Source organism: Georgfuchsia toluolica, assembly GCF_907163265.1.
Taxonomy (GTDB): Bacteria; Pseudomonadota; Gammaproteobacteria; order Burkholderiales; family Rhodocyclaceae; genus Georgfuchsia; species Georgfuchsia toluolica.
In genome coordinates, this window is record NZ_CAJQUM010000001.1 from 3,313,798 (window position 1) to 3,339,480 (window position 25,683).

20 protein-coding genes are annotated in these 25,683 nt (G+C 61.1%); 8 read left to right on the forward strand and 12 right to left on the reverse strand.

Annotated elements, in window-relative coordinates; translation table 11 throughout:
* Positions 1-17 precede the first annotated feature (17 nt).
* A complete protein-coding gene (locus tag K5E80_RS15690; protein ID WP_220637039.1) occupies positions 18-629 on the forward strand; it encodes a glutathione S-transferase N-terminal domain-containing protein in 612 nt (203 codons plus the stop codon).
* A gap of 150 nt (positions 630-779) precedes the next feature.
* Here K5E80_RS15690 and K5E80_RS15695 read toward each other — a convergent pair whose 3' ends face one another.
* The 4 genes from K5E80_RS15695 to K5E80_RS15710 form a co-directional block, all read right to left on the reverse strand.
* Positions 780-1,199, reverse strand: a complete 420-nt coding sequence (locus tag K5E80_RS15695) for an NUDIX domain-containing protein (protein WP_220637040.1) — start codon at positions 1,197-1,199, stop codon at positions 780-782.
* Positions 1,200-1,431: 232 nt separating this feature from the next.
* Positions 1,432-4,044: an alanine--tRNA ligase gene (alaS, locus tag K5E80_RS15700; RefSeq protein WP_220637041.1), complete on the reverse strand. Its 2,613-nt coding sequence runs from the start codon at positions 4,042-4,044 to the stop codon at positions 1,432-1,434.
* 150 nt (positions 4,045-4,194) lie between these two features.
* Positions 4,195-4,920 (reverse strand): glycerophosphodiester phosphodiesterase, encoded by a 726-nt coding sequence (gene ugpQ, locus K5E80_RS15705; protein WP_220637042.1) that lies wholly within the window; start codon positions 4,918-4,920, stop codon positions 4,195-4,197.
* Positions 4,921-5,093: 173 nt separating this feature from the next.
* On the reverse strand, positions 5,094-6,320 hold the full coding sequence (locus K5E80_RS15710; RefSeq protein ID WP_220637043.1) for an extracellular solute-binding protein: 1,227 nt from the start codon (positions 6,318-6,320) through the stop codon (positions 5,094-5,096).
* Positions 6,321-6,501: 181 nt separating this feature from the next.
* Between K5E80_RS15710 and K5E80_RS15715 the strand changes: the two genes are divergently transcribed.
* Both K5E80_RS15715 and K5E80_RS15720 read left to right on the forward strand, forming a co-directional pair.
* On the forward strand, positions 6,502-7,011 hold the full coding sequence (locus K5E80_RS15715; RefSeq protein ID WP_220637044.1) for a MarR family winged helix-turn-helix transcriptional regulator: 510 nt from the start codon (positions 6,502-6,504) through the stop codon (positions 7,009-7,011).
* Between the two features lie 319 nt (positions 7,012-7,330).
* On the forward strand, positions 7,331-8,758 hold the full coding sequence (locus tag K5E80_RS15720) for a DEAD/DEAH box helicase (RefSeq protein WP_220637045.1): 1,428 nt from the start codon (positions 7,331-7,333) through the stop codon (positions 8,756-8,758).
* Between the two features lie 11 nt (positions 8,759-8,769).
* Here K5E80_RS15720 and K5E80_RS15725 read toward each other — a convergent pair whose 3' ends face one another.
* The 5 genes from K5E80_RS15725 to K5E80_RS15745 all read right to left on the reverse strand — a co-directional run bounded on the left by K5E80_RS15725 (position 8,770) and on the right by K5E80_RS15745 (position 14,324).
* Positions 8,770-9,030 carry a MoaD/ThiS family protein gene (locus K5E80_RS15725; RefSeq protein WP_220637046.1) on the reverse strand — a complete coding sequence of 87 codons (261 nt, stop codon included), beginning with the start codon at positions 9,028-9,030 and terminating at the stop codon, positions 8,770-8,772.
* Positions 9,027-10,202 (reverse strand): sialidase family protein, encoded by a 1,176-nt coding sequence (locus K5E80_RS15730; protein WP_220637047.1) that lies wholly within the window; start codon positions 10,200-10,202, stop codon positions 9,027-9,029. Before K5E80_RS15730 ends, K5E80_RS15725 begins: the two co-directional genes overlap by 4 nt.
* A gap of 71 nt (positions 10,203-10,273) precedes the next feature.
* The gene (locus tag K5E80_RS15735) at positions 10,274-11,185 is read right to left on the reverse strand and encodes a hypothetical protein (RefSeq protein WP_220637048.1); all 912 of its coding nucleotides are present in this window, start codon (positions 11,183-11,185) and stop codon (positions 10,274-10,276) included.
* Positions 11,186-11,300: 115 nt separating this feature from the next.
* Complete coding sequence (gene pntB, locus K5E80_RS15740; protein ID WP_220637049.1) at positions 11,301-12,713, reverse strand: Re/Si-specific NAD(P)(+) transhydrogenase subunit beta; 1,413 nt, start codon at positions 12,711-12,713, stop codon at positions 11,301-11,303.
* Between the two features lie 18 nt (positions 12,714-12,731).
* A complete protein-coding gene (locus K5E80_RS15745) occupies positions 12,732-14,324 on the reverse strand; it encodes a Re/Si-specific NAD(P)(+) transhydrogenase subunit alpha (RefSeq protein WP_220637050.1) in 1,593 nt (530 codons plus the stop codon).
* Between the two features lie 344 nt (positions 14,325-14,668).
* Here K5E80_RS15745 and K5E80_RS15750 point away from each other — a divergent pair, with 344 nt between their 5' ends.
* Positions 14,669-15,001, forward strand: a complete 333-nt coding sequence (locus K5E80_RS15750; protein ID WP_220637051.1) for a hypothetical protein — start codon at positions 14,669-14,671, stop codon at positions 14,999-15,001.
* Between the two features lie 9 nt (positions 15,002-15,010).
* Here the strand turns inward: K5E80_RS15750 and K5E80_RS15755 are convergent, their stop codons facing one another.
* On the reverse strand, positions 15,011-15,631 hold the full coding sequence (locus K5E80_RS15755) for a DUF4202 domain-containing protein (protein ID WP_220637052.1): 621 nt from the start codon (positions 15,629-15,631) through the stop codon (positions 15,011-15,013).
* 150 nt (positions 15,632-15,781) lie between these two features.
* Between K5E80_RS15755 and K5E80_RS15760 the strand changes: the two genes are divergently transcribed.
* The 4 genes from K5E80_RS15760 (at position 15,782) to K5E80_RS15775 (ending at position 22,146) form a co-directional block, all read left to right on the forward strand.
* Positions 15,782-17,053 (forward strand): EAL domain-containing protein, encoded by a 1,272-nt coding sequence (locus K5E80_RS15760; protein WP_220637053.1) that lies wholly within the window; start codon positions 15,782-15,784, stop codon positions 17,051-17,053.
* 290 nt (positions 17,054-17,343) lie between these two features.
* Positions 17,344-19,605: an alpha,alpha-trehalose-phosphate synthase (UDP-forming) gene (locus K5E80_RS15765; protein ID WP_220637054.1), complete on the forward strand. Its 2,262-nt coding sequence runs from the start codon at positions 17,344-17,346 to the stop codon at positions 19,603-19,605.
* The gene (gene otsB, locus K5E80_RS15770) at positions 19,602-20,372 is read left to right on the forward strand and encodes a trehalose-phosphatase (RefSeq protein WP_220637055.1); all 771 of its coding nucleotides are present in this window, start codon (positions 19,602-19,604) and stop codon (positions 20,370-20,372) included. The genes K5E80_RS15765 and otsB overlap by 4 nt, the downstream gene beginning before the upstream one ends.
* Positions 20,359-22,146, forward strand: a complete 1,788-nt coding sequence (locus K5E80_RS15775) for a glycoside hydrolase family 15 protein (protein WP_220637056.1) — start codon at positions 20,359-20,361, stop codon at positions 22,144-22,146. Before otsB ends, K5E80_RS15775 begins: the two co-directional genes overlap by 14 nt.
* A 26-nt stretch (positions 22,147-22,172) precedes the next feature.
* Here the strand turns inward: K5E80_RS15775 and K5E80_RS15780 are convergent, their stop codons facing one another.
* Entirely contained in the window at positions 22,173-22,715 is a 543-nt protein-coding gene (locus K5E80_RS15780; protein WP_220637057.1) for a DUF924 family protein, read from the reverse strand.
* A 96-nt stretch (positions 22,716-22,811) separates the two neighbouring features.
* On the reverse strand, positions 22,812-25,640 hold the full coding sequence (locus K5E80_RS15785) for a valine--tRNA ligase (protein ID WP_220637058.1): 2,829 nt from the start codon (positions 25,638-25,640) through the stop codon (positions 22,812-22,814).
* Between the last annotated feature and the right edge of the window lie 43 nt (positions 25,641-25,683).

Consider the following 25,683-nt stretch of genomic DNA (forward strand, 5'->3'; position numbering starts at 1 on the left):
ACGACGCAGCACACGCAATGAAACTCTTCTGTACGCTTACCAGCCCTTACGCACGCAAAGTCCGCGTCGTCCTGGCGGAAAAGAAAATCGACTGTGAACTCGTGCTTGAGAACCCGCGAAATAGCGAGGCTGTCGCCCATTACAACCCGCTGGCCCGGGTGCCGGTGCTGGTGCTGGATGATGACACATCAATATTCGATTCGCCGGTGATTGTCGAATATCTCGACAACGTCGCTCCCAACAGCAAGCTGACACCGCAACCGAATCGTGAGCGCATCGAGGTCAAATGCCGCGAAGCGCTCGCCGATGGTTTGCTTGACGCGGCGGTCGCCATCCGCATGGAATCGCAGCGTCCGGCCAAAGTGCGCGACAACGCGGCGATCGAGCGCAATCATTTGGTCATCGGACGCAGCCTGCTGACCATGGAACAGCGCCTCGGCGAAAACACCTGGAGCATGGGCACGCATTTCGGGCTCGCCGATATCGCCATCGGCTGTGCGCTCGGCTATCTGGATTTCCGCTTTTCGGACATCGATTGGCGCGCTGCGCAGCCGAATCTGACGCGACTCTATGACAAGTTGATGCAGCGCCCCTCGTTCATCGAGACCGTACCGCCGGCAGGCGCTTAGCGCATATGGGTCGCCAGCGCTACCCCTGAGGATAGAAATGCGCAAAGGCGAATTAAACGCCCCCCACCCTCATACCCCGCCTCAAGGCGGGGCTATCAATTGGCTCGCTGCGCTCGATATCACGCCGGGCACTGGTTCCGCTTTTTCACGTTAACCGCGTCGTGCCAGCCAGTCGCGCACGGCCAGGCCGGTGCCGGCATCCCAAGGTCTCAGTTTCTCCGGCGCAATCAGCCGGTAGTCGCACAATTCCTCGTTGAGCACGATCTCGCCTTGCGCCCGGACGTGATAGGCAATGATGAGTTCGTTCTTGCGCTGGAAGTCATAGACGCCCACCAGTGAGGTGGCGGTAACATCGAGGCCGACCTCCTCCTTCACTTCGCGCGCGGCGGCCTCTTCGGGCGATTCGCCACGCTCAATGAAGCCGGTGATGAGGCCGAAGAAAACGGCCTCCCAGGCGCGATTGCGCGCCAGAAGAATTTTCCCCTCCGAATCGGTGTGTTCGACGATTGCCGCGACCACGGGCAGCGGATTGTCCCAATGCACCCAACCGCATTGCGGGTCAGCACACACTCTCCTCTGACGACCTGCCAGCGGCAGATCGACCAACGGTTCTGCACAGAATGGACAAAAGCGCATCGAGGGACGCCCTTAACGGGATAGAGCAGAAGCGGAGCGCATGGTGGTATCGAGCGCAGCGAGCTGATCAGTAGCCCCGCCCCGGGGCGGGGTATGGGGGTGGTGGGCGTTCAATTTGCCTTTACTCATTTTCATCTTTAGATGCTGGCGCTGGCGACCATGCGCGTTAAAGTTTGCTCTCGACCCAGTTCCTGACCGAAGCGATGGCGGCAGCAAGATGTTCCGGTTGCGTGCCGCCGGCCTGCGCCATATCAGGCCGCCCGCCGCCCTTGCCGCCGACCTGCTGGGCGACGGCATTCACCAGCTCGCCGGCTTTCACTTTCGCCGTGAGGTCCGGCGTCACACCCGCGATCAAAGTCACCTTGCCGTCGGCGGCGCTGCCGAGCACGATGACCGCGCTCTTCAGTTTGCCCTTGAACTTGTCCAGCGTCTCGCGCAAGGCCTTGGCATCGGCGCCATCGAGCTGGGCCGCCAGCACCTTGATGCCCTTCACGTCGATCACTGCGCTCAGCAGATCATCACCCTGACTTGCCGCGAGTTTCGACTTGAGCCGTGCCAGTTCCTTTTCCAGCGCCTTCACGCTATCGACGATCTGCGCCACGCGCGCTGCTGCTTCCTCTGTCGGCGTCTTCACCTGCGCTGCGACATCATCGAGCTGGGCCAGCTGTAGTTGCACGTAAGACAGGGCGTTATCGCCCGTCACTGCCTCGATGCGGCGCACGCCGGCAGCGACGCCGCCTTCCATCACGATCTTGAACAGGCCGATGTCGCCGGTACGTTTCACATGCGTGCCACCGCATAGTTCGCGCGAGGAACCGATGTCAAGCACGCGCACCTCGTCGCCATACTTCTCGCCGAACAACATCATCGCACCGGTCTTCTGCGCTTCGTCGATGGCCATGACGCGCGCTTCGGTCGCGCTGTTGGCGATGATTTCCGCATTGACCAGTTGCTCGATGCGACGAATCTCGTCATCGCCGAGCGGTTGCGTATGGGCGAAATCGAAACGCGTCTTGTCGGTGTCAACCAGCGAACCCTTCTGCTGCACGTGCGGGCCGAGCACTTCGCGCAAGGCCTTGTGCATCAGGTGCGTGGCCGAATGGTTGCGCATGGTGCGCAGGCGCGCTTGCACGTCGACGCGTGCCGCGACGCTGTTGCCTACGGCGAGCTTGCCGGTCTTGACCACGCCATGATGGCCGAATACCGTGGCCTGGATCTTCTGCGTGTCTTCGACCGCGAAGATGCCGTGCGTCGAGCGCAGCTCGCCGCGATCGCCGACCTGACCGCCGGACTCGGCATAGAACGGCGTGGCGTCGAGCACGACCACGCCGGAATCGCCTTCATCCAATTCATTGACCGCCGCGCCATCCTTGTACAGCGCCAGCACATTGCCTTTGGCTTCGAGCGACTCATAGCCGTGGAAGGTTGTCGTGGGCCCGGAATAGTCGAGATTGGTTGCCATCTTGAACTTGCCTGCCGCGCGCGCCTGCTCCTTCTGCCGCGCCATGGCAGAGTCGAAGGCAGCGGTGTCGACACTAACGCCGCGCTCGCGGCAAATGTCGGCGGTCAGGTCAAGCGGGAAGCCGTAGGTATCATGCAGTTTGAATGCGGTTTCACCATTAAATACCTTGCCCGAATTTTCGGCCAGATCAGATTCCAGTATCGCCATCCCGTGCTCGATGGTGGCGAAAAAACGGTCCTCTTCCTGTTTCAATACCTCGGTCACGCGCTGCTGCCCGTCCTTAAGTTCCGGGTAAGCATCACCCATCTCTACGACAAGATCATTCACCATGCGGTGGAAAAATGCGGCGCGCGCACCGAGTTTGTAGCCGTGGCGAATCGCGCGCCGGATGATGCGGCGCAGGACATAGCCACGCCCTTCGTTGCCCGGAATCACGCCGTCGGCAATCAGGAAGGAGCAGGCGCGGATGTGGTCGGCCAGCACGCGCAGCGACGGACTCTCCATGTCGCTGCAATTCGTCTCGCGCGCTGCCGCTTTCACCAATGCCTGCATCAGGTCGATTTCGTAATTGGAATGGACGTGCTGCAACACCGCCGAGATGCGTTCCAGCCCCATGCCGGTATCGACGCTGGGCTTGGGCAGCGGATGCATCACGCCGGCCTCGTCGCGGTTGAACTGCATGAAGACGTTGTTCCAGATTTCGATGTAGCGGTCGCCGTCTTCTTCCGGTGTGCCGGGCAGTCCGCCGGGAATCTCGGCGCCATGGTCGTAGAAGATTTCGGTGCACGGGCCGCAGGGGCCGGTGTCGCCCATCATCCAGAAATTGTCGCTGGCATAACGCGCACCCTTGTTGTCGCCGATGCGGATGACGCGCTCTGACGCGAGACCGACCGCCTTGGTCCAGATATCGTAGGCCTCATCGTCCTCGGCATACACGGTGACGTAGAGCTTGTCCCTTGGCAGCTTAAAGACTTCGGTCAGCAGTTCCCATGCATATTGAATGGCGTCGCGCTTGAAGTAATCGCCGAAGCTGAAGTTGCCCAGCATTTCGAAGAAAGTGTGGTGGCGCGCGGTGTAGCCGACGTTTTCGAGGTCGTTGTGCTTGCCGCCGGCGCGCACGCATTTCTGCGACGTGGTGGCGCGCGTGTAGGGCCGCTTGTCGAAGCCGAGGAACACGTCCTTGAACTGGTTCATGCCCGCGTTGGTGAACAGCAGGGTCGGATCGTCGTGCGGTACCAGGGAACTCGATGCGACGACCTGATGGCCTTTGGAGGCGAAGTAGTCAAGGAACTTCTTGCGGATCTCGGCGCTTTTCATGACGGGGCTGATGAACAATGGGCGATGCGCGGATTTTACGCGATGACCAGAGGGAATCCCATGGGACGACTGGAACGAATCCCGTGGGATGGCCGGCGGAAATCCCCGTGGGAAGCCGCCGTGCCGCCGAAACAGCAGCCGCAAGTCGCGCTATTCGGCCGGAAACAAATCCGGGCGGTCGGAGAACACTGCATCCATGCCGGCCGCAAACAGCGCTTCGGCCTGCTGCCGGTTGTTCACGGTCCAGATCGCCATTTGCAGGCCATGACTTCGGCATTCACGCAACATTTCGAGATCGTTATCTTCGACGGACGCGTGAAAGCCGACACAGCCCAGTGCCCTCACCTGGGCCTGCCAATCGGCCGGGATCTCGACGACCTCCAGCGCACGTGGCAGATGCGGGGCGATGTCGCGCACCCGCTCCAGCGCCGCATAGGAGAACGATGACAGCAGCGGCAATGTGGTGCCGCGCCAGTGTTCGGTTACGGCACGCACCGTCGCTTCGGCGGTTTCGACATCGAAGCCCCGCGCCGGCTTGATTTCGACATTGGGCAGGATGCCGTGGCGCTGGCAGGCATCAAGCACTTCGGCAAAGGTGGGAATCTTTTCACCGGCGAAAGCGGCATGGTGTTTGGCACCGGCGTCCAGCTGGCGCAGCATGTCAGCCTCATGATCGGCGACGCAACCGGTTCCGCTGGTGGTACGTTCCAGCGTCTCGTCGTGAATCACCAGCGGCACGCCGTCCTTCGACAGCATGACATCGAATTCAACACCCATGCAGCCAAGCCGTGCGGTAATGGCGAGTCCCGCCAGCGTGTTCTCCGGCGCCAGGGCGCCGCCAAGGCGATGCACGATTAGGCGCGGATAGGGCCACATTTGCTAAACCGGCCAAGCCGAAACCAAACAGGAGAGAGTTCGATGAAGTGCTTTGGTGTTTGGCCGGAAAGGCGAATTGAAGCCCCACCCCACCCATCCGCCCCTCAAGGGGCGGCTACCAATTTGCTCGCTGCGCTCGAACGTTTTCGCAGGATTTGGCATGGCTTGACCGCTTATTGTTTAATTGCAATGGCATTGACGCGCTGCATGGCGACGTCAAGCGCCTGTTTGGCCGATATCTTGTCGCGCCAGACCAGTTCGATCTGTTCACCGATGTTGTCGCGCAGTCGCGTCAGCAAGGCGCCGCTTTTCAAACGTGGCTTGTCGCTGCGAATGGATAGTCGGCGCGCGGCTGCGTCGAGCACCGCCGGCGGCGCGCCTGATTCGCGCAGCGCTGCGATTGCCTGTGCCGTCATCGGCAGGTAGCCGGTGCCCTTGACCCAGTCGCGCTGCACTTCCGGCTGCATCAGGAAAGCGACGAAACGCGCCATCAATTTGTATTCTTCTTTGCTTTTGCCGGCCAGTATCCACAAGCCCGCACCATCCGGTACCACGTTGCCCGGCGTTACGCCATATTCGTCTTCGTAGTACGGCAAGCTGCCGACACCGGCCTTGATGCGTCCCGCTGCATAGATGTCGGCATAGAGCGAGGATTCGCCGGTCAGCATGGCGCACTCGCCGGACAGGAAGCGCGCGTCCGCTTCGCTGCGGGCGCCGTAATAGCGGAAGTACGAACTGCGATACCAGCTCGCCAGCATGGCCATGTGCTTGACATTGATGAGTCCGTTCAGGGCCACGCGATTGGATTGGCCGAAGATCGGCTGCCCCTGCTGCGTGGTGACGTTCTCCAGATGCACCCAGCTGAAGCGCGAAGAAGTCAGCGGGCAGGCAATGCCGGCATCATTAAGCGCCCCTGCCGCCGTCTGCACCTCGTGCCAGGTGCGCGGCGCGGTATCGGGCGCAAGACCGGCCTTGCGAAACAGCTCCTTGTTCCAGTAGATCACCGGCAAAGACAGGCCCAGCGGCAGGGCCTGCAACTGGCCCGGCTTTTCGCTCATCGCCTCGGCGATTTGCGGATACATGCCGGCAGCATCAAGCGGCACGCCGGACTCCTTCATTGCCTGATACAGCGGCTTGAAGCGCGGCAGGGTGCCGAAGAAGGTGATGCTGTCGTCGCTGTCGAGCAGCGCCATGTGCGGCAGATGGCGGCCATCATTGGCGCTTTTTATATCCTGCAACACCACTTTGCCCTTGCCCTTTTGCGCGGCATTAAAGCGCACAACAAGCGTCGACAGGGTGTCGAGATTGCGTGCGCTCAGTGCGTGGCGCAAGGTCACCTCCTGCGCATGCAGGGAAATTCCGAAGCTCAGCAGAAATACGGCTAATACGGCTTTTCTCATTTTCGCCATCCCGAACGTATACCAATAAGTCTATCCCACAACAAATCGCTTGTCCGAAAGGTTGCTTCGTGTTACTTAAAGGCAAATCATTTCACTTCTAAAAATTCTCAAATGCGACTATCGTGGGGAAGAGTTGGCTCAACACTGTCCGGATCGTTTCATTCCCCAAGAGAGACCCATCATGAACGACAAAAACAACACGCTGGACACCGAAACTCGCGCCACGTCACAGGATCACCATACCCTGCGGCTCTGGCTGCGGCTGCAGGCCTGTAGCAACCTTATTCAGGGCCAAATCCGCAGCCGCCTGCGCAGCCAGTTCGATATCACGCTGCCGCGCTATGACCTGATGGCGCAACTGGAGCGCTCTCCCAAAGGCCTCAGGATGGGCGAACTGTCGAAACGCATGATGGTGACCGGGGGCAATATCACCGGCATCACCGACCAACTCGTGGCGGAGGGACTCGTGGTGCGTGAAGGCAACCCAGAGGACCGCCGCGCCTATATCGTCAAGTTCACGCCGCAAGGTCACGAGGCGTTCGCCAAAATGGCGATAATCTACGAAAAATGGGTCATCGAATTTTTCGACGGCATGAAGGAGATGGACCGCTATCAACTCCACTCCCTGCTGGCGACGCTGAAAGCCCATATGAAGACGATTTCTTCCGCCAAGAGCTCTCCCACCGTATAATGCGCGGGTCGCGCCCCACCGGTTGGCGCGCAAACTCTGGGCCGTTCTGGCTTCGTTTCACCCCCCAACAAAGTTTCGCCGCCTGAACCGGTATCCCGCAAGGGACGGGCCGATTCAGGAGTATTTATGGCAGCCTTACCCCTATCCCCTTTCCCAAGGAAAGGGGGACACAAGTGTCCCCCTTTGGGAAAAACAGCGCCCACCCCCCTTCCCCCGCCCCAAGGGCGGGGGCGATTGGTTACCTCCCCCCTCTTGGAGGGGGAGGAAGGTGGGGTGTCCTGTATCTCTGCGCTTGCGCAGACGGCTCTGCGGAGGCGCGATGACATTCGATGATCTCGGGCTGTTGCCCGAACTGTTGAAAGCTGTGCACGAAGCCGGCTATACCGAGCCGACGCCGATCCAGGCCCAGGCAATTCCCATTGTGCTGCAAGGCCTCGACATGATGGGCGGCGCGCAGACCGGCACCGGCAAGACTGCAGGCTTCACTCTGCCCATGCTGCAACGCCTCGCCCATCACGCCAGTACTTCATCCTCCCCGGCCCGTCATCCGGTGCGCGCGCTGATCCTGGCGCCGACGCGGGAACTGGCGATCCAGGTCGAAGACAGCGTCAAGACCTACAGCAAATACCTGCCGCTGCGCTCGGTCTGCATCTACGGCGGCGTGGATATCAAACCACAGATCGCCGAACTCAAGGAAGGCCGCGAGATCGTCGTCGCCACGCCCGGCCGCCTGCTCGATCACGTGCAGCAAAAAAGCGTCAGCTTTGCGCAAGTCGAAGTGCTGGTCCTCGACGAAGCCGACCGCATGCTCGACATGGGCTTCATCCCCGACATCAAGCGCATTCTCGCCATGCTGCCCGCAACGCGGCAGAGCCTGCTGTTCTCGGCCACTTTCTCGGAAGAGATCAAGAAGCTCGCCGACGTGATGCTGAAAAATCCGCAGTTGATCGAAGTCGCGCGCCGCAACACGGTGTCGGAGACCATCTCGCACCGCGTGCATATGGTGTCGGCCGATCACAAGCGGCATCTGCTGCTGCATCTGCTCAAGGAATCGAACCTGTCGCAGGTATTGGTCTTCGTCGGCACCAAGTTTGGCGCCAGCCGCCTGTCGGTGTGGCTGGAGCGGCAGGGCATCAATGCCACCGCCATTCACGGCGACAAAAGCCAGCAACAGCGCAGCGAAGCGCTCGAAGCCTTCAAGGCCGGCACGGTGCGGGTATTGGTCGCCACCGACGTCGCGGCACGCGGCCTCGACATCGACGATCTGCCCCACGTCATCAACTACGAATTGCCGCATACCGCCGAGGATTACATTCACCGCATCGGCCGCACCGGCCGCGCCGGCAAGAGGGGCGACGCGACTTCCTTGGTTGCCCCCGAAGAGAAACCGCGCCTCGCCGATATCGAGAAGCTGATCAAGTTCAAGATCGAACAGGTCACGCTACCCGATTTTGATCCTGGCACAGCCGTGTACCACGAAGATCGTGACCGCGTCCGCGGCCGCAGCCGCCACGGGCATATTCGCGAACGCGAAGAACACCGCCCGCATGGCCCGCGCAGTTCGGTGGCCCTGCCGCGTCCTGCGGCGCATGTGCCGACTATCGCACCCGACGGCTTTGATTTCAGCAAACCCTATGAAGGCAAAACTGGCGAGGGTGCGGCAAGCAAATCCGCCGCCCCGCCACGGCGGCCGGTCAAACCCGTCGCTGCATTGCTGGGCGGCTTCGGCAAGAAAAACAATGCCTGATCGCCTGCCGATCAGCCGCCACTGAGTGCCTGGAAAATAATCACCTCATCGCTGCTGCGCAGCGGCGTGTCCAGCGCGGCTGCCTGATCCTGATTCACCCAGATGCGGATGTGGCGCCGTATGGCGTCCTGTTCGTCGATCATGCGAAAGCGGATGCCGGGGTAGCGGCGATCCAGATCGATGAGCAATTCGCCCAGCGTGTTGCCATCGGCCTCGACCTCGCGTTGTTCGCCGGTATAGGAACGCAACGGAGTCGGAATGGAAACTTTCACCGCGCCAACTCAACGGCTTCGACCGCGTAGATCTGCGGCAGGTGTTGCGCGATGCAGGACCATTTTTCACCCTCGTTCCGGCTGGCCCAGACTTCGCCGCCCGTGGTGCCGAAGTAGAGTCCTGGCGGATCGTGGGCATCGCAGCTCATCGACTGGCGCAGCACCGTGAACCAGCCCTGATTGGGTGGCAAGCCGGCATCGAGGCGGTGCCAGGTTCTGCCCGCATTGCGCGAGACGTAGGCAGCCGGTTTTCCGCCGACACTGGTGCGCGGCCACACCGCGGTGCCGTCCATCGGAAACACCCACAGCGTGTCCGGATCGCGCGGATGCAATACGACCGGGAACCCGATGTCGCCGATCTTCTTCGGCATTTTCATGCCAATGCGTTTCCATTTCCCCAGTGCCCGATCCATGCGGTAGATGCCGCAGTGATTCTGCTGGTACAGCACGTCTGGCGCCAGCGGATGCAGGCGCACGCAATGCGGATCGTGTCCGTATTCCGGGTCGGGGAAGGGCAGAAAGTCCGCCGCACAACCGGCATTCAGCGGCTGCCAGTTTGCGCCACGATCCGTGCTCTCGAACACGCCGCCGCTCGACAGGCCGATATAAAGATGGCACGGATCGCGCGGGTCGATGTTGATCGAATGCAGCTTGGGTCCGTCAGGGGTGCCGTCCTGTTCGCCGCCGGTCCATTTTTGGTACATCGGATGATCGTTGAAGCCTGACACCGGATTCCACGTCGCGCCGCCGTCTTCAGTGCGAAACAAGCCTTGCGGCGAGGTACCCGCGTACCAGACCCGTGGCTCGCTGGCATGGCCGGGCGTCAACCAGAAAGTGTGATTGACGACGCGGCCCTTTTCACCCGGCGCCGCTTTGGGAAATGCCGGTGGCCGCGCCGCTTCCGCCCATGTCTTGCCGAAATTGCCGGAGCGGAACACGCTTGGTCCCAGATGGCCGGTGCGCGCGGCCAGCAGCAACGTCTTTCGGTCGCGCGGATCGAGCACCATGTGATGCACGATATGACCAAAAAATATTGGTGCGCTGCTGGTCCATGTGCGCCGCGCCGGATCGGACTTGAGTATGAATGCGCCCTTGCGCGTGGCGATCAGGAGGGCGACCGGGCCGGCCGCGGCCGATGGTGCAAGCGGTTTGACGCGGGTAGAGGATTTCATGTCGGGTTGCTCCATGAAAACGTCGACGCTCACCATACTACGCCGCTGCATCCATCCCTGCCGCAGTGGGGTTATTGATTCTTGCCCTCGCCTGTTGTTGCTGTGCCTTCTTCGTTAGGCGGCGGCTGCCAGTCCACCGGCAGCGCCTGGCGCCAGTTGTGCGGTGTGCATTGATCCCAGCGCAGATTGGGGACATAGAAGATCGCCGCATGCAGTCGCGACAACCGGTCGAACGAAGGCTGCTGCAACACCTTCACGACGCCCCCGTTCACATAGAAGTCCAGCGAATATTTGGGGTAGGCCATCACCATGCCGTCGGTGGTGAAGGAAACATCTTCGGGCCGCACGATCTGCGCCACCTTCTCTTCGCTGTCGCCCGGTTCCAAGGCACGCAAGGCCTGCTGCGTTTTCTCATAATTTTCGCGCTCGACCATATTGCTGTGGGCCGAACTCAACTTGCTGAAAATACTGAATGGATTGGTTCCCATGCCGACCAGCGAGCGCACATCCGAAAGTACCGGATTGCTTACCACCTCTTTCACGCTCTGCATGGTCGATTTGCCGGAAAAGTCGAGTGTTGCGCTCTCGGCTGGGGTGGCAGCGGCAAGCAGCGAATCGAACCAGTCCAGCGCATCGCGGGCCCAGTGGTAATGCGTAGCGGTGGCATAGCCGCGGCAGCTGTAAAACGCCCGTACATCGCGCTTCGACAGCGTACCGTATATCTTGTTATCGAGAAATAGCAGGCCACCGTAGTCGGTGTCGGTAAACGCCACATAGTCGATTTCACGCCCCTTTCGGTCAAGCATTTCGAAACGCTCCATGGCCGACTCCGCGGGTACCTCAGCCAACACCTTGCGACCGACGCTGGCACCATCCACGCGCATGCTGGTCGCACCGGCATTGCGCTCCGGCTTGGCCGGCTTGTTCGTCGCGCAACCCACGCAGAACGCGACCAGCAACACGACAGCGACATTGCGGATCATTTAGTCCTCCTTTGCTATCTGTATAGCATCGCCCCGATGCTCGATCGGGCAAATAAGCAAGACTGCCAAAAAAAAAACGCCCGCTGTCGCGGGCGTTTTTTTGCATCGAACGCACTCAGGCCTTGAGCGCTACCAGCACTTCGTCCAGCATCTTCCTGGCATCGCCGAACAGCATGCGATTGTTCTCCTTGTAGAAGAGCGGGTTGTCCACGCCGGCGTAGCCGGAAGCCATGCTGCGCTTCATGACGATCGAGGTCTTGGCCTTCCACACTTCCAGCACCGGCATGCCGGCGATGGGGCTGGTCGGATCGTCCTGCGCCGCCGGGTTGACGATGTCATTGGCGCCGATCACCATGGCGACGTCGGTGTCGGGGAAGTCGTCGTTGAGTTCATCCATTTCCATCACGATGTCGTAGGGCACCTTGGCTTCCGCCAGCAGCACGTTCATGTGGCCGGGCATGCGCCCCGCCACCGGGTGGATGCCGAAGCGGATATTGACGCCCTTCTCGCGCAGGTACTTGGTGATTTCGTACACCGTGTGCTGGGCCTGCGCCACCGCCATGCCGTAGCCGGGAACGATGATCACGCTCTTCGCCTCGCGCAGCAGTTCCGCCGTTTCGACGCTGCTGATGGGAACCACTTCGCCGGCCGGTTGCGCCGCGTCGCCCTTGGCTGCCGGCGCGCCGCCGCCGGTGCCGAAGCCGCCCGCGATGACGCTGATGAAGTTGCGGTTCATGGCACGGCACATGATGTAGGACAGAATCGCACCGCTTGAGCCCACCAGCGCGCCGACGACGATGAGCAGGTCGTTGGAGAGCATGAAGCCGGTCGCCGCCGCGGCCCAGCCCGAGTAGCTGTTGAGCATCGATACCACCACGGGCATGTCGGCGCCGCCGATGGCCATCACCATGTGGATGCCGAACAGCAGCGCGATGACGGTCATCACGATCAGCGGCGTCATGCCGGCGTTGACCGACTCGGCGTGCAGGAAAGACCCGCCGAACCAGATCACCACCAGCAAGCCGGCCAGGTTCATCCAGTGGCGTGCCGGCAGCAGCAATGGCTTGCCGTTGATCTTGCCGTTGAGCTTGCCGAAGGCGATCAGCGAGCCCGAGAAGGTCACGGCCCCGATCAGGATGCCGACGTAGATTTCGATCTCATGAATACTTTTTTCGGCGCCGATGAACTGGATCGATGTATCAACGTAGCTGGCGTAGCCGACCAGGCAGGCAGCGAGGCCGACCAGGCTATGCATCAGCGCCACCAGTTCCGGCATCTGCGTCATCTGCACGGTACGCGCGGCGTAGAGGCCGATGCCGCCGCCGACCACCATGGCGGCGACGATCCAGGGAATGCCGGCCATGCTGACGCGTGGGCCGAACACTGTCGCCAGCACGGCGAGGGTCATGCCGATCATGCCGTAGAGGTTGCCGCGCCGCGAGGTCTCCGGATTGGAAAGGCCGCCCAGGCTGAGGATGAAAAGAATTGTTGCTCCGATATAGGAGACGGTTGCCAAATTTCCAGACATGTCTTGCGTCTCCCCGGGTTATTTGCGGAACATGGACAGCATGCGCTGGGTGACGGCGAAGCCACCGAACATATTGACCGCGGTGAGCACGATGCCGCCCACGGCCAGCCAGCGTATCCACTCATTCGGCGCCGCCATGCCTTCCGCCAGCGGCGGGGCGATCTGGATCAGCGCGCCGATGGCGATGATGCTGGAAATCGCATTGGTCACGCTCATCAGCGGCGTGTGCAAGGCCGGGGTCACGTTCCACACCACCATGTAGCCGACGAAGCAGGCCAGCACGAACACCGTGAAGTGGGCGAGAAAGGCGGTCGGGGCATTGGCGCCAACGAACCAGAACAATGCCGCGGCGACACCGAACATGATGGCCAGCTTGTTGCCCGCCATCGGTTCGCCGCTGCCGCCATGGCCGTGGCCTTTCTTCGCGGCAGGCGCTGCGGCCGCCGGCTTCGCGGCAGCGGGCGGGGCTGCGGATGGTTTGGGCGGCGGGGGCGGCCAGGTGATGTTGCCTTCCTTGATCACCGTCAGGCCGCGGATGGCGTCGTCTTCCATGTTGACGTCGATGACACCGTCCTTGGTCTTGCACAATTCCTCGGTCAAGCGCAGCAGGTTGTTCGAGTAGAGCGTCGACGATTGCTTGGCCAGGCGGCTGACCAGATCGGTGTAGCCGACGATGGTCACACCGTGCTTCACCACTGCCTGGCCGGGTTCGGTCAATTCGCAATTGCCGCCTTGCTCAGCCGCCATGTCGACGATGACGCTGCCCGCCTTCATGCTCTTTACCATCTCGGCGGTGATCAGCTTTGGCGCGGGCTTGCCGGGGATCAGCGCGGTGGTGATGATGATGTCCACTTCCTTGGCCTGCCTGGCGTACATCTCGCGCTGGGCGTGCTGGAAGCCCTCGCTCATCACTTTGGCATAGCCGCCGCCGCCGGAACCTTCTTCCTCATAATCGACCTTGACGAATTCGCCGCCCAGGGACACGACCTGGTCAGCCACTTCGGCACGCGTGTCGTTGGCGCGTACGATGGCGCCCAGACCGGCAGCGGTGCCGATTGCGGCCAGGCCGGCGACGCCGGCACCGGCGATGAAGACCTTGGCTGGCGGTACCTTGCCCGCGGCCGTGATCTGACCGTTAAAGAAGCGGCCGAAGGCGTTCGCGGCCTCGATGACGGCACGGTAGCCGGCAACGCCGGCCTGGGAGGTCAACGCGTCCATCTTCTGGGCGCGGGAGAGCGTGCGCGGCAGCGAGTCGATGGCCAGCACCGTGGCCTTCTTCGCCGCGAGCTGCTGCATCAGTTCGGGGTTCTGCGCCGGCCAGATAAAGCTGATCAGCGTGCCGCCTTCACGCATCAAGCCGACTTCTTCCTGGCTCGGCCCACGCACCTTGAAGACGATGTCGGATTTGGCCCAAAGCTGGGCAGCCCCCGTGATGATTTCGGCACCAGCGGCGCGGTAGGTCTCATCACTGAAATTCGCCGCATCTCCGGCGCCCGATTCGACCGCAACCGAAAAACCCAGCTTGATCAGCTTTTCGACAACCTCGGGAACGGTCGCGACGCGCTTCTCGTTTGGAAAGACCTCTCGTGGTACTCCGATTAATAGAGACATCAACCCCCCTGACACATGATAAGGAAGAACAGTTTAAGGAAGAATGCTTGGCGCACCAATGGAAATAAGGGAAAAGAAGGGGCATCCATCTTTGCCGCAAACTATGCTGAACTTGGGGAAAAACACCCCACAAGCGCAAACATCCGGGCCATTATTCCCCGATGAAACACGGGCCAGCTTTCAAGCTATCCACATTTCCAGCTGACCTACCAAACTTTTTAATTATCTCATGCAAGAACCGTTCTTGGTTGATCTATGTCAGATGCGCCCAGCCCGCAGCAATGCACAACATTACCGGAATAGCTGCTGCCATAATTCACCTCGGCCCCCAACGGAGAAACGCCATGATTCGCGCACTAGCCATAGGGATGCTTTATGCAGCGCTGCTGCTGAAAGCCTGCCCGGTACAAGCACAAGAGCATATGGCGCCAATAACCGCAACGAAGGGTTCAACCGCATTCTGCCTCTACGAACTGCCGCCGGACGAGGATGGCAAGCGCCGCTGGATCAACCTGGGCATGGTCCAATACCTGGAATTCGTCCGCAATGAATTGAGAATTTATTACGGTGGTGGCAACCTGGGCAGCGGTCATGAAGCGCGCCTGCCCGGCGCGGGCCCGGGGCAACCAGAAGAAACGCTGGAGAAGATCCGGCAGGCGGCGGCGGATTGCCGCTGATGCCGGCGTTTACAGGCCGACTGCCTTTTTGATCAAGGGCAATAACGCCTGCGGCAACGCAATGTCCGTGAGGGCGAAAGCCTGACCGCGCGGCGACATCTTGCGCCAGGTCCTGGCGATGATGCCGCACCACTTTGCCTCGTCGTATTCGGGATGCTGGGCAGCGAAATCCGCCAGGTACGATTCGATGAACACCAGCGCGGCGACATCCTCCATCATTTGCGTCGCCGGATCGGCGAGGCTTTCCTTCTTCAGCATCGCGGCGACGCGCGTGATCATGTCTTCGTCGTAACCGGCCTCGCGCATCAACGCGGCAGCGCGATCGGCATGAAAACCGTACAAGGTGGTACGCCACTTGTGGTAACCGGCGCGGGTCAGCGGATATCTGCTGCGCGGAATCTCCCAGCGCTCGATGTGCTGGGCGCGCACGGCAAGACGAACCACTTCATCAGCTTCCGGCGCATAGCGTTCGAGCATGGCGCTCATGCGTTGCGCGTAGCACAATTCCTTTGCAATGGATTTACCGTCTGCAACCGACAGGTTGGGATCGGCAGCATTTGCCGCATCGAATAGTTCGATAGCGCGGATCAATCGATCCGCCGTGCCGTTACCGCAACCCGCATTCGTCATTGTGACCCGTGCCGCTACCCGGCATTGCTAGAATGTCGGCAAGGATAACCCCATGCCAGAGATTAAATCCACTTGCTGTTGTCGTGACACCGCTTGCGTTTCCCGCGTGCAGGAGCTGAAGCATTCCATGGTCTGGGTACGAAAGGCAACATGATTACCCCAAAGGAACTCAAGTCATGGTCGTATGAAACCCTGCGCAGCTGTGTGCAGGCCGGTGATGACGGAACATTTCACGCCACCTATCGCGATTATCGGCTCAGCAGCTGCTTCGAGCCTGTCATCAGTCTCACCCACGCGCGCGTGATCGGTCACGAAGGACTGATGCGTCCGGTCGATTCGCGCCTGCATCCGGTCGCCCCGCACCAGTTGCTGCTGCAAGCTGAGGCCAAGCCGGAAGAGTTGCTGAAACTGGACCGATTGAGCCGGCTGCTGCATATGGCCAATGCCGGCGATGCGAAGCAGGGCTGGCTGTTCCTCAACATGCATCCACGGGTTTTTGCGACCCAGCGCAACGAAGACCAGCGTGGTTTTTCGGCCAAGGCCTGCAACGAGTTCGGCATTGATCACGGGCATGTCGTCATTGAAGTACTTGAACATTCGCTGCGCGACGAAAGCGAATTTGCCGATGCCGTCCTTCATATGCGCGAGCATGGCTACCTGGTGGCGCTTGACGACTTTGGCGCCGGCCAATCCAATTTCGATCGCGTCTGGAAAATCTCGCCCGAAATCGTCAAGCTCGATCGCGTTTTCGCGCTGGGTGTGGAAAACGATTCCCGCATCCGGCGCCTGCTGCCACGCATCGTCGCGCTGCTGCACGAGGCCGGGGTCTTCGTCGTACTCGAAGGCATTGAAAACCGGACCCAAGCCATGATCGCTCTCGATGCCAACATCGATTTTGCCCAAGGTTACTATTTTGGCCGGCCGCAACCCGCACCGCTCAAGATTCATTCGGTGGTCAATGCTGCGGCGGAGCTCTGGCAAAACTATGACAGCCAAATCGTCGAGCAGCAGCGCCAGACCGAAATCCGTCTCAGGCCCTACCAGACGGCAATTCTGCAAGCAGCGGAGAGGATTGCCGCGGGCGCCCCGCTGGCCGATGCCTGCGCGGCATTTCTGGCGTTGCCTGATGCCGAATTCTGCTACCTGCTCGACGGCGACGGCCGTCAGGTCGGCAACAGTGTCTGGCATCCGGACTATCCGACCGGTCCGCTTGGCGCACGCTTCTTCCCCATCTCCAACATCGGTGGGGCGCGCTGGGCGCGGCGCCCCTATTTTCGCAGCGTCATCGACAACATCGGCAAGGTGCAGGCAACCACCCCCTACCTTTCCGCGTCGAGCGCCCACGTCTGCATCACCGTATCGTTTGGCTTCCGTCTCGGCGATGACATACGGGTCGTTTGCGGCGACATCGTTTGGGAATAGCCTCCACGAGGCTCAAGATACTGTCGGTTCCAACACGGCTACCGGAATTTTGTGCGTTGCCATCTCAACATTATGCGGCAAAGCCCTCCGCCGACAAGCAATAGGCGCCACGGGGCATGGCGGAATTCGAAGGTTGGATTGGATGGAATCACGGCGGAAATGAAAAAAAAACATTCCCAGCCTATAGTTGCAACATGGGCGTGGCGAAATATCCGTCTTTTTTCGGCAATCGGTTGGTCCCGGCAACTGATGTGCCGCCTGAGTAATTGGTTCTAGAACAGGAGCATTCGATGCGTCTTACCTTGCGCTTCGTCATACCGTTGTTGATCGTCATCGGCGCCATTGCTTATGCCGTTGTGCCGCTGGTGGATCGCCTTACGTTGCGCTGGGCAGTGCGCGACCTCGATATGCGGGCATCGCTTATCGCCAAGACCATCCAGGAACCCCTGCTGGAACAGACCGAACCGGTGACACCCAGGAAGATGCTGGGAATGTTCAAGCGCGTCTCGGAGGACGAACGCATGTACGCCCTCGGCTATTGCGCCGCTCCCGCGGAGAAGATGGTGTCGACTTCGCTCATGCCTGAGGATATACGCTGCGACACGCTAACGCCGTATGGCCTTATCGGCGGCAGTGTCCTCCGCGGCAAACACGGATCGCTCCATGTCGCCGTGCGGCCGATGGACACGGCAGACAATCCCGAAGGCAAGCTGGTACTCATCCACGACATGAGTTTCATCGAGCGGCGCAGCGAGGAAACCCGCGACTATCTGTTCTATTTCTTCGCCGGACTCGCCTTCGTCGTTTCCCTGCTCACGGTAGTGATCGCCCAGTTGAGCTGGCGCGGCTGGATGCAGGGGATACGTTCGTTGATGCGTGGCGAGGGCCTGCTGCGCCAGCCAGGCGTATCAATAAAGGTGCCGCAGAAGGTGCCGGAGTTGCGGCCGATCGCGCGCGACCTGCAACGCCTGGTCGAAGACCTCGAAGCGGAACACCGGGCCCGCGACGAAAGTCAGATCTCCTGGACCGCGGAGAGTCTGCGCACCATCCTGCATGGAGAATTGCGCGGCGAAGACGTGATCGTGGTGTCCAACCGCGAGCCCTATATCCATCAGCATAGCGGCGACAAAATCGAGGTGCAGCGTCCGGCCAGCGGCCTGGTCACCGCGCTGGAGCCGATCATGCGCGCCTGCTCCGGCATCTGGATCGCCCACGGCGGGGGTACGGCCGATCGCGACACCGTGGATCGCAACGACCGCGTTGCGGTGCCGCCGGGAAACCCGGCCTATCAGTTGCGCCGGATCTGGTTGAGCGAGGAGCAAGTGAACGGCTACTACTACGGCTTCGCCAACGAGGGACTCTGGCCGCTGTGCCATATCGCCCATGTCCGCCCCACCTTCCGTTCCGGCGACTGGGCGCATTACGTCGCTGTCAACCAGAAATTCGCCGATGCGGTGGTCAAGGAAGCCAAGACCAAGGATCCGATCGTGCTGGTACAAGACTATCATTTTGCCCTGTTGCCGCGCATGCTGCGCGAGGCATTGCCGGACGCCACCATCATCACCTTCTGGCACATCCCGTGGCCCAACCCGGAGTCGTTTGCGATCTGTCCCTGGCGCGAAGAAATTGTTTTGGGGCTGCTCGGCAGCAGCATCGTCGGCTTTCATACGCAAATCCACTGCAACAATTTTGTCGATACCGTGGATCGCTTCATTGAGGCCCGCGTCGATCGCGAGGCCCTCGGCGTCACACTCGGCGGCAAAAAAACCCTGGTGCGGCGTTACCCGATTTCCATCGACTGGCCGCCTGAAAAGGAACTCCTGGCGAAGCCCGTCGAGCAATGCCGCGCTGAAATCCGGCAAAAAAACCATCTGCCGGCAAACCATGCTATCGGCATCGGTATCGATCGTCTCGATTACACCAAGGGCATCATCGAACGCTTTCGCGCCGTGGAACGGCTGTTCGAACTGAATCCGGAATGGATTGGACGCTTCACCTTTGTCCAGATTGCCGCGCCCAGCCGCTCCAGCATCTTCGAATACAAATCCCACGAGACGCTGGTAATCGAGACGGCGGCACAAATCAATCAGCGCTTTGGCGGTCGTGGCGCGCCGCCGATCATTCTCAAGATCGAGCACCACGAACCGTGGCAGGTGTACGAATATTACCGGGCCGCCGAACTGTGTTTCGTCAGCAGTCTGCACGACGGCATGAATCTGGTCGCCAAGGAATTCATCGCGGCGCGCGACGACCAGCGCGGCATCCTGGTACTGAGCCAGTTCACCGGTGCGGCACGGGAGCTCCCCGAGGCGTTGATCGTCAATCCCTACGATGCCGACCAGTGCGCCGCCGCCCTTCAACTCGCTCTCGTCATGCCGCTCACAGAACAACGCGACCGGATGCGGCTGATGCGCGGCCTGGTGTCCGAGTTCAATGTTTATCGCTGGGCCGGACGCATGCTGCTCGACGCGGCGTCGATGCGGCGCAGGCTTCACCTGGTCGAAAAATCGGAACCCTTGAAAACGCAACGGGAACGAAAATCACAGTCATGACTGTCGCCCCACCGCCTCCTTTGCCTGCCTGGGCCTATTTCCTCGACGTCGACGGCACACTGATCGACCTGGCGCCGACACCGGACGACATCCAGGTCGATCGCGAGCTGCTGCGCCTGATCGAGGATCTGCACCGACTCTGCAATGGCGCAGTGGCCCTGATCAGTGGCCGCGCGCTGGCCGATCTCGATCACCGGCTCGGCATGCCGCAGCTGCCGATGGCGGGGTTGCACGGCTTTGAATGGCGCAACGCCGCCGGCAACGTGCAGCGCCACGCAACAGCCGGCGACATTCGTTCCATCGAACAGCAACTGCTGCCGCTGCGCCGCCGCTACAAACAACTTATTTTCGAAGACAAGGGCACGACGCTGGCGCTGCATTACCGTCAGGCGCCGCGACTGGGCGGCTACCTGCATCGCTGGGTACGCAATCTGGTGCGTCTCGCCGGCAAGGATCTGCAGGTCCAGCCCGGCAAGCGCGTGATCGAGATCAAACCCAGGGGGCACGACAAGGGCAGCGCCATCAAGGACTTCATGGCGCAGCCGCCCTTTTTTGGCAGAACCCCGGTCTTCATCGGCGACGACCAGACCGACGAGCACGGGTTTGTCATGGTCAACCAGATGGGCGGGATTTCGATCAAGGTCGGCCGCGGACGAACACAGGCGTCATATCGCCTGGCCCACGTGGCTGCGGTGCTCGACTGGCTGCGGCAGATCACAAGCGCGAACGAGTCACACGACAAGGAGAGCAATATTGCAGTCACTTGATCTTGGCATCATCGGCAACGGCACCATCGGCGCATTGGTCGATCCGCATGCCGAAGTGGTGTGGTCCTGCTTTCCGCGTCTGGACGGCGACCCGCTGTTCTGTTCGCTGTTGCGGGAAGGGCATGGAACAGACGATTTCGGCTTCTTTGTCATTGACCTGGTCGATCTCGCCGATTCCGAGCAGCGCTACATCGGCAATACGGCGATTCTGGTAACGACGCTGCACGACAAAGAGGGGGGCTGTATCGAGATTACCGACTTCATGCCCCGCTTCTATCAACATGGACGGATCTTCCGTCCGTTGAGCCTGCTGCGGCGAATCCGGCGCATCTGCGGCAGTCCGCGCATTCGTATCCGGTTGCGGCCGGCCTGCAACTATGGCGCGCAGCGGCCGATCATGACCTGGGGCAGCAACCATATCCGCTACGTCACGCCGGACCTCGTCGTGCGCTTGACGACCGATGCTTCGATTACCGCGATCCTGCAGGAGCTTCCTTTTTTTCTCGAAAACGAATTGACGCTCCTGCTGGGGCCGGATGAAACCGTGCCGGGCGCGGTAGGAAAAGTTGCCCAGCATTTTCTCGAGGAGACGACCAACTATTGGCGCGAGTGGACGCGCAACCTCGGTATCCCGTTCGAGTGGCAGGGCGAAGTGATTCGCGCCGCGATCACGCTGAAGCTCAATACCTACGACGACACCGGCGCCATCATCGCGGCCATGACCACGTCGATTCCCGAAGCGGCAAACAGCGAGCGCAACTGGGATTATCGTTATTGCTGGCTGCGCGACAGCTATTTCGTGGTCAATGCACTCAACCGGCTTGGCGCCACCCGGACCATGGAGCACTACCTGAGCTACATCGTCAATGTCGCCGCCGGCGCCGCGAATGGGCGGCTGCAACCCGTATACGGTATCGATGGGCGCGCCAATCTCCATGAACTCGAAGTGCCGACGCTGCCCGGCTATCGGGGCATGGGACCGGTCCGCATCGGCAACCAGGCCTTTGCGCAGGCGCAACATGATGTCTACGGTTCCGCCATTCTGGCCGCGACCCACGTGTTCTTCGATCAGCGTCTGGCACGCCCGGGAGATACCGCGCTGTTCCAGCGTCTCGAATCGCTCGGCGACAAGGCGGTGGAGTTCTATGCGCAGCCGGACGCCGGGCTGTGGGAATTGCGCGGCCAGGCGCGCGTGCACACCTTCTCCGCAGTGATGTGCTGGGCCGCCTGCGATCGCCTCGCCCTGATCGCCAACCGGCTCGGCCTGGCGAAAAAGGCGGCACGCTGGCGCGCCCGCGGCCAGCGCATCCACCGCGACATTCTGCAACGTGCCTGGAACAAGCGGCGCAACAGTTTCGTGTCGACCTTCGGCGGCAGCGAACTCGACGCCAGCCTGCTGCTGTTGGCCGAAGTCGGCTTCATCTGCGCAGACGACCCGCGCTACGTCGCCACCGTGGCAGCCATCGAGAGCGAGCTCAAGCATGGCGATTTCATTTTCCGCTATGTCGAGAAGGACGACTTCGGCGCGCCGGAGAACGCCTTCCTGGTCTGCTCGTTCTGGTACGCCAATGCCCTTGTCGCGCTCGGCCGCAAGGACGAAGGGCGCGCGCTGTTCGACAAGCTGCTGGCGTTCCGCAACCGGCACGGCCTGCTCGCCGAGCACATCAACCCGAAGAGCGGCGAGCAGTGGGGCAACTACGTCCAGACCTACAGCATGGTGGGACTCATCAACTCCGCCATCCGTCTCTCGATTCGCTGGGATCAGGCATTCTGAACCGGTAAATTCCTTGCCGTCTTAATTCAAAAGGACGAACCCGGCGTCGCCAGAAACGCGATTTCCTCGGCAGTCGACACTCGCCCCAGAACCGCATTGCGATGCGGATAGCGACCGAAGCGGTCGATGATCGCCTTGTGCTGCATCTCGAAATCCAGCACGGACGCATCGCCCAGTGCCGTAAACAGCTGCACCGCCTCAGCATGGATCGCGCGTGACTCGCTGTGCATATAAGGCATGTAGAGAAAATGCCGCTGCTTCTCCGCTAACTGCATGTCCAGTCCCCGCCGCAGCGCCTCCTGCGCCAGCACCAGCGCCAGCGTATCCTGCGCAAACGCCGCGGCGCTATCGCGAAAAATGTTGCGTGAAAACTGGTCGAGCACAATGATCTCCGCCAACGCCCCCGCCGCACTCTCGCGCCATGCATGCAACTCCCCGGCGCGCGCACTGTCGAGCACCGCGCCGAAACGCTGCACGATCAGCGCATCGAACGCCGCATCTTTCTTCCACCATGCCGCCGGCTGGATTTCTTCAAACCAGAAGTGCAGAACCGATTCAGGGTTGGTCATAACAGGAAGTAAGGAACACGCGCTGTTAGCGAGCCCTGCAGCCGAAGGGAGCGAACTTGAACGATGCGTTGGAAGCCATGGCGGCTTATGCCCCGGTTAACTCAAGCGCGCGAGCTGTGTGTTGAGCTTTTCCAGCAGCGCGGCAAAGTCCGCCAGCCGCGCTCTTTCCTGCGCCACTACCGCCGCCGGCGCACGGTCGACAAAATTCGACGTCGCCAGTTTTTTCTCCGCTTTTTCCATCTCGCCGCTGACGCGTGCAATCTCCTTGGCGATGCGCACCTTCTCGGCGGCGACATCGATCTCGATCTTGAGCATCAAACGGAACTCGCCGACGATCTGTACCGGCGCATCCGATTCGGGCAGCGCATCGCCGCTCGCCTCAACGTCGGAGAGTTTGGCCAGCGCGGCGAGGTAGGGCGCATAGGCCGCCACGATCTTGCTATCGCCGGCGGCAATCAGCGGCACCTTCTGCGCCGGTGAAAGATTCATTTCACCGCGCAGGCTGCGGCAGGCCGTCACCATTTCCTTGAGCCGTGCCATCCAGGCTTCGGCTGTTTCGTTGCAACGATTGAGGTCGGCCCTGGGGTAGCTTTGCGTCATGATCGACTCGCTACCATCGCCCTTGGCCCTACCGGCGAGCGGTGCTACCGTTTGCCACAGTTCCTCGGTGATGAACGGCATCAACGGGTGTGCCAGGCGCAGCACGGTCTCCAGCACATGCAGCAGGGTACGTCGTGTGGCGCGTTGCTGGGCCGCGTTGCCGACCTGCATCTGTACCTTGGCGAGTTCGACATACCAGTCGCAGTACTCGTCCCAGACGAACTCGTAGATCGCCTTGGCGAGCAGGTCGAAGCGGTAGTCCGCGAAGTGCTTGGCCACCTCGGCTTCGGTGCGCTGCAGCCGGCTGACGATCCAGCGGTCAACGGCCGAGAATTCAAGGGACCCTGAGCCGCCGCAGGCGAAGCTGCCTTCCGGCTTGATGCCAGCGTCCTGGCCCTCGACATTCATCAGCACAAAGCGCGTCGCGTTCCACAGCTTGTTGCAGAAATTGCGATAGCCCTCGCAGCGCTGCATGTCGAACTTGATGTCGCGCCCGGGCGAGGCGAGCGAGAGGAAAGTGAAGCGCAGCGCGTCGGTGCCGAAGCCGGGAATCCCGTTTGGATATTCCTTGCGGGTGCGCTTTTCGATCTTCTGCGCGTCGCGCGGGTTCATCAGGCCGGTGATGCGCTTCTTCACCAGATCGTCCACGCCGATGCCGTCGATGAGGTCGATCGGGTCGAGCACGTTGCCCTTCGACTTGCTCATCTTCTGGCCTTCCGCATCGCGAATCAGACCGTGAACATAGACGTGCTTGAAGGGGATTCTGCCGGTGATGTGCTTGGTCATCATCACCATGCGCGCCACCCAGAAGAAGATGATGTCAAAGCCGGTGACCAGTACCGTCGAGGGTAGATAGAGATCGAGCGCGGTATTGCTTTTTGCCGGCCACTCGGGCGTCCAGTCCAGCGTCGAGAAGGGCCACAGGGCGGAGGAATACCAGGTATCGAGCACGTCTTCGTCGCGCTTTAATCCAGCCGTGTAGCCATCCTTCGCGGCCAGCGCTTTTGCTTCGGCTTCATCGTGAGCGACATAGATGCGACCGTTGTCCGCGTACCAGGCCGGGATCTGATGGCCCCACCAGAGCTGGCGCGAAATGCACCAGTCCTGAATGTTGTTGAGCCACTGGTTGTAGGTGTTCACCCAGTTCTCGGGCACGAACTCGATTTCGCCCGAGGCGACGCAGTCGAGTGCCTTTTGCACGATGCTTGTGCCATCGGCGCCGGGCTTGCTCATGGCGACGAACCACTGGTCGGTCAACATCGGCTCGATGATTTCGTGGGTGCGGTCGCCGCGCGGTACCACCAGCTTGTGCGGCTTGATGCTGTCGAGCAGGCCGGCGGCTTCGAGATCGGCGACGATCTGCTTGCGTGCGGCGAAGCGATCCATGCCGCGATATTGCGCGGGGCCGAGTTCGTTGATGCGGGCATCCAGCGTGAGGATGCTGATTGGCGCGAAGCCGTGACGCTGACCGACTTGCCAGTCGTTGAAGTCGTGCGCCGGCGTGACCTTCACCACGCCGGTGCCGAATTCCTTGTCCACATATTCGTCGGCGATGATCGGGATCTCGCGATCACACAGCGGCAGCACGACGTGCTTGCCGATCAGATGCCGGTAGCGCTCGTCTTCCGGATGCACCATGACGGCGACGTCGCCGAGCATGGTCTCCGGCCGTGTCGTCGCCACGGTCAGATGTCCGCTGCCATCGGCGAGCGGATAGCGGATATGCCACATGAAGCCGTCTTCTTCTGCCTGCACCACTTCGAGGTCGGAGACTGCGGTCATCAGTTTCGGATCCCAGTTCACCAGGCGTTTGCCGCGGTAGATCAGGCCTTCGTTGTAGAGCCGGACGAAGGTCTCGGTGACGATCTTCGACAGCCCCGCATCCATGGTGAAGCGTTCGCGCGACCAGTCGGGCGAGGTGCCGAGACGGCGCATCTGGCGCGTGATGGTGTTGCCCGAGAACTCCTTCCACTCCCAGACTTTTTCGAGGAACCTCTCGCGGCCGAGGTCGTGGCGCGAAATGCCCTGGGCATCGAGCTGGCGCTCGACCACGATTTGCGTGGCGATGCCGGCGTGGTCGGTGCCCGGCTGCCACAGGGTGTTGTCGCCGCGCATGCGGTGATAGCGCGTCAGCGCGTCCATGATGGCCTGGTTAAAGCCGTGGCCCATGTGCAGCGTGCCGGTGACGTTGGGCGGCGGCAGCAGGATGCAGAAATTCTCGGACTTGGCAGTATCCAGTCCGGCGGCAAAATAATTGCGGGATTCCCAGAGGGGATACCAGCGCCGCTCGATGTCAGCCGGTTCGAAGCTCTTGGCGAGTTCCATGGGGAGAAGCTGTCGGTTCGCAGAAAGCAGCGAATTATAGCGG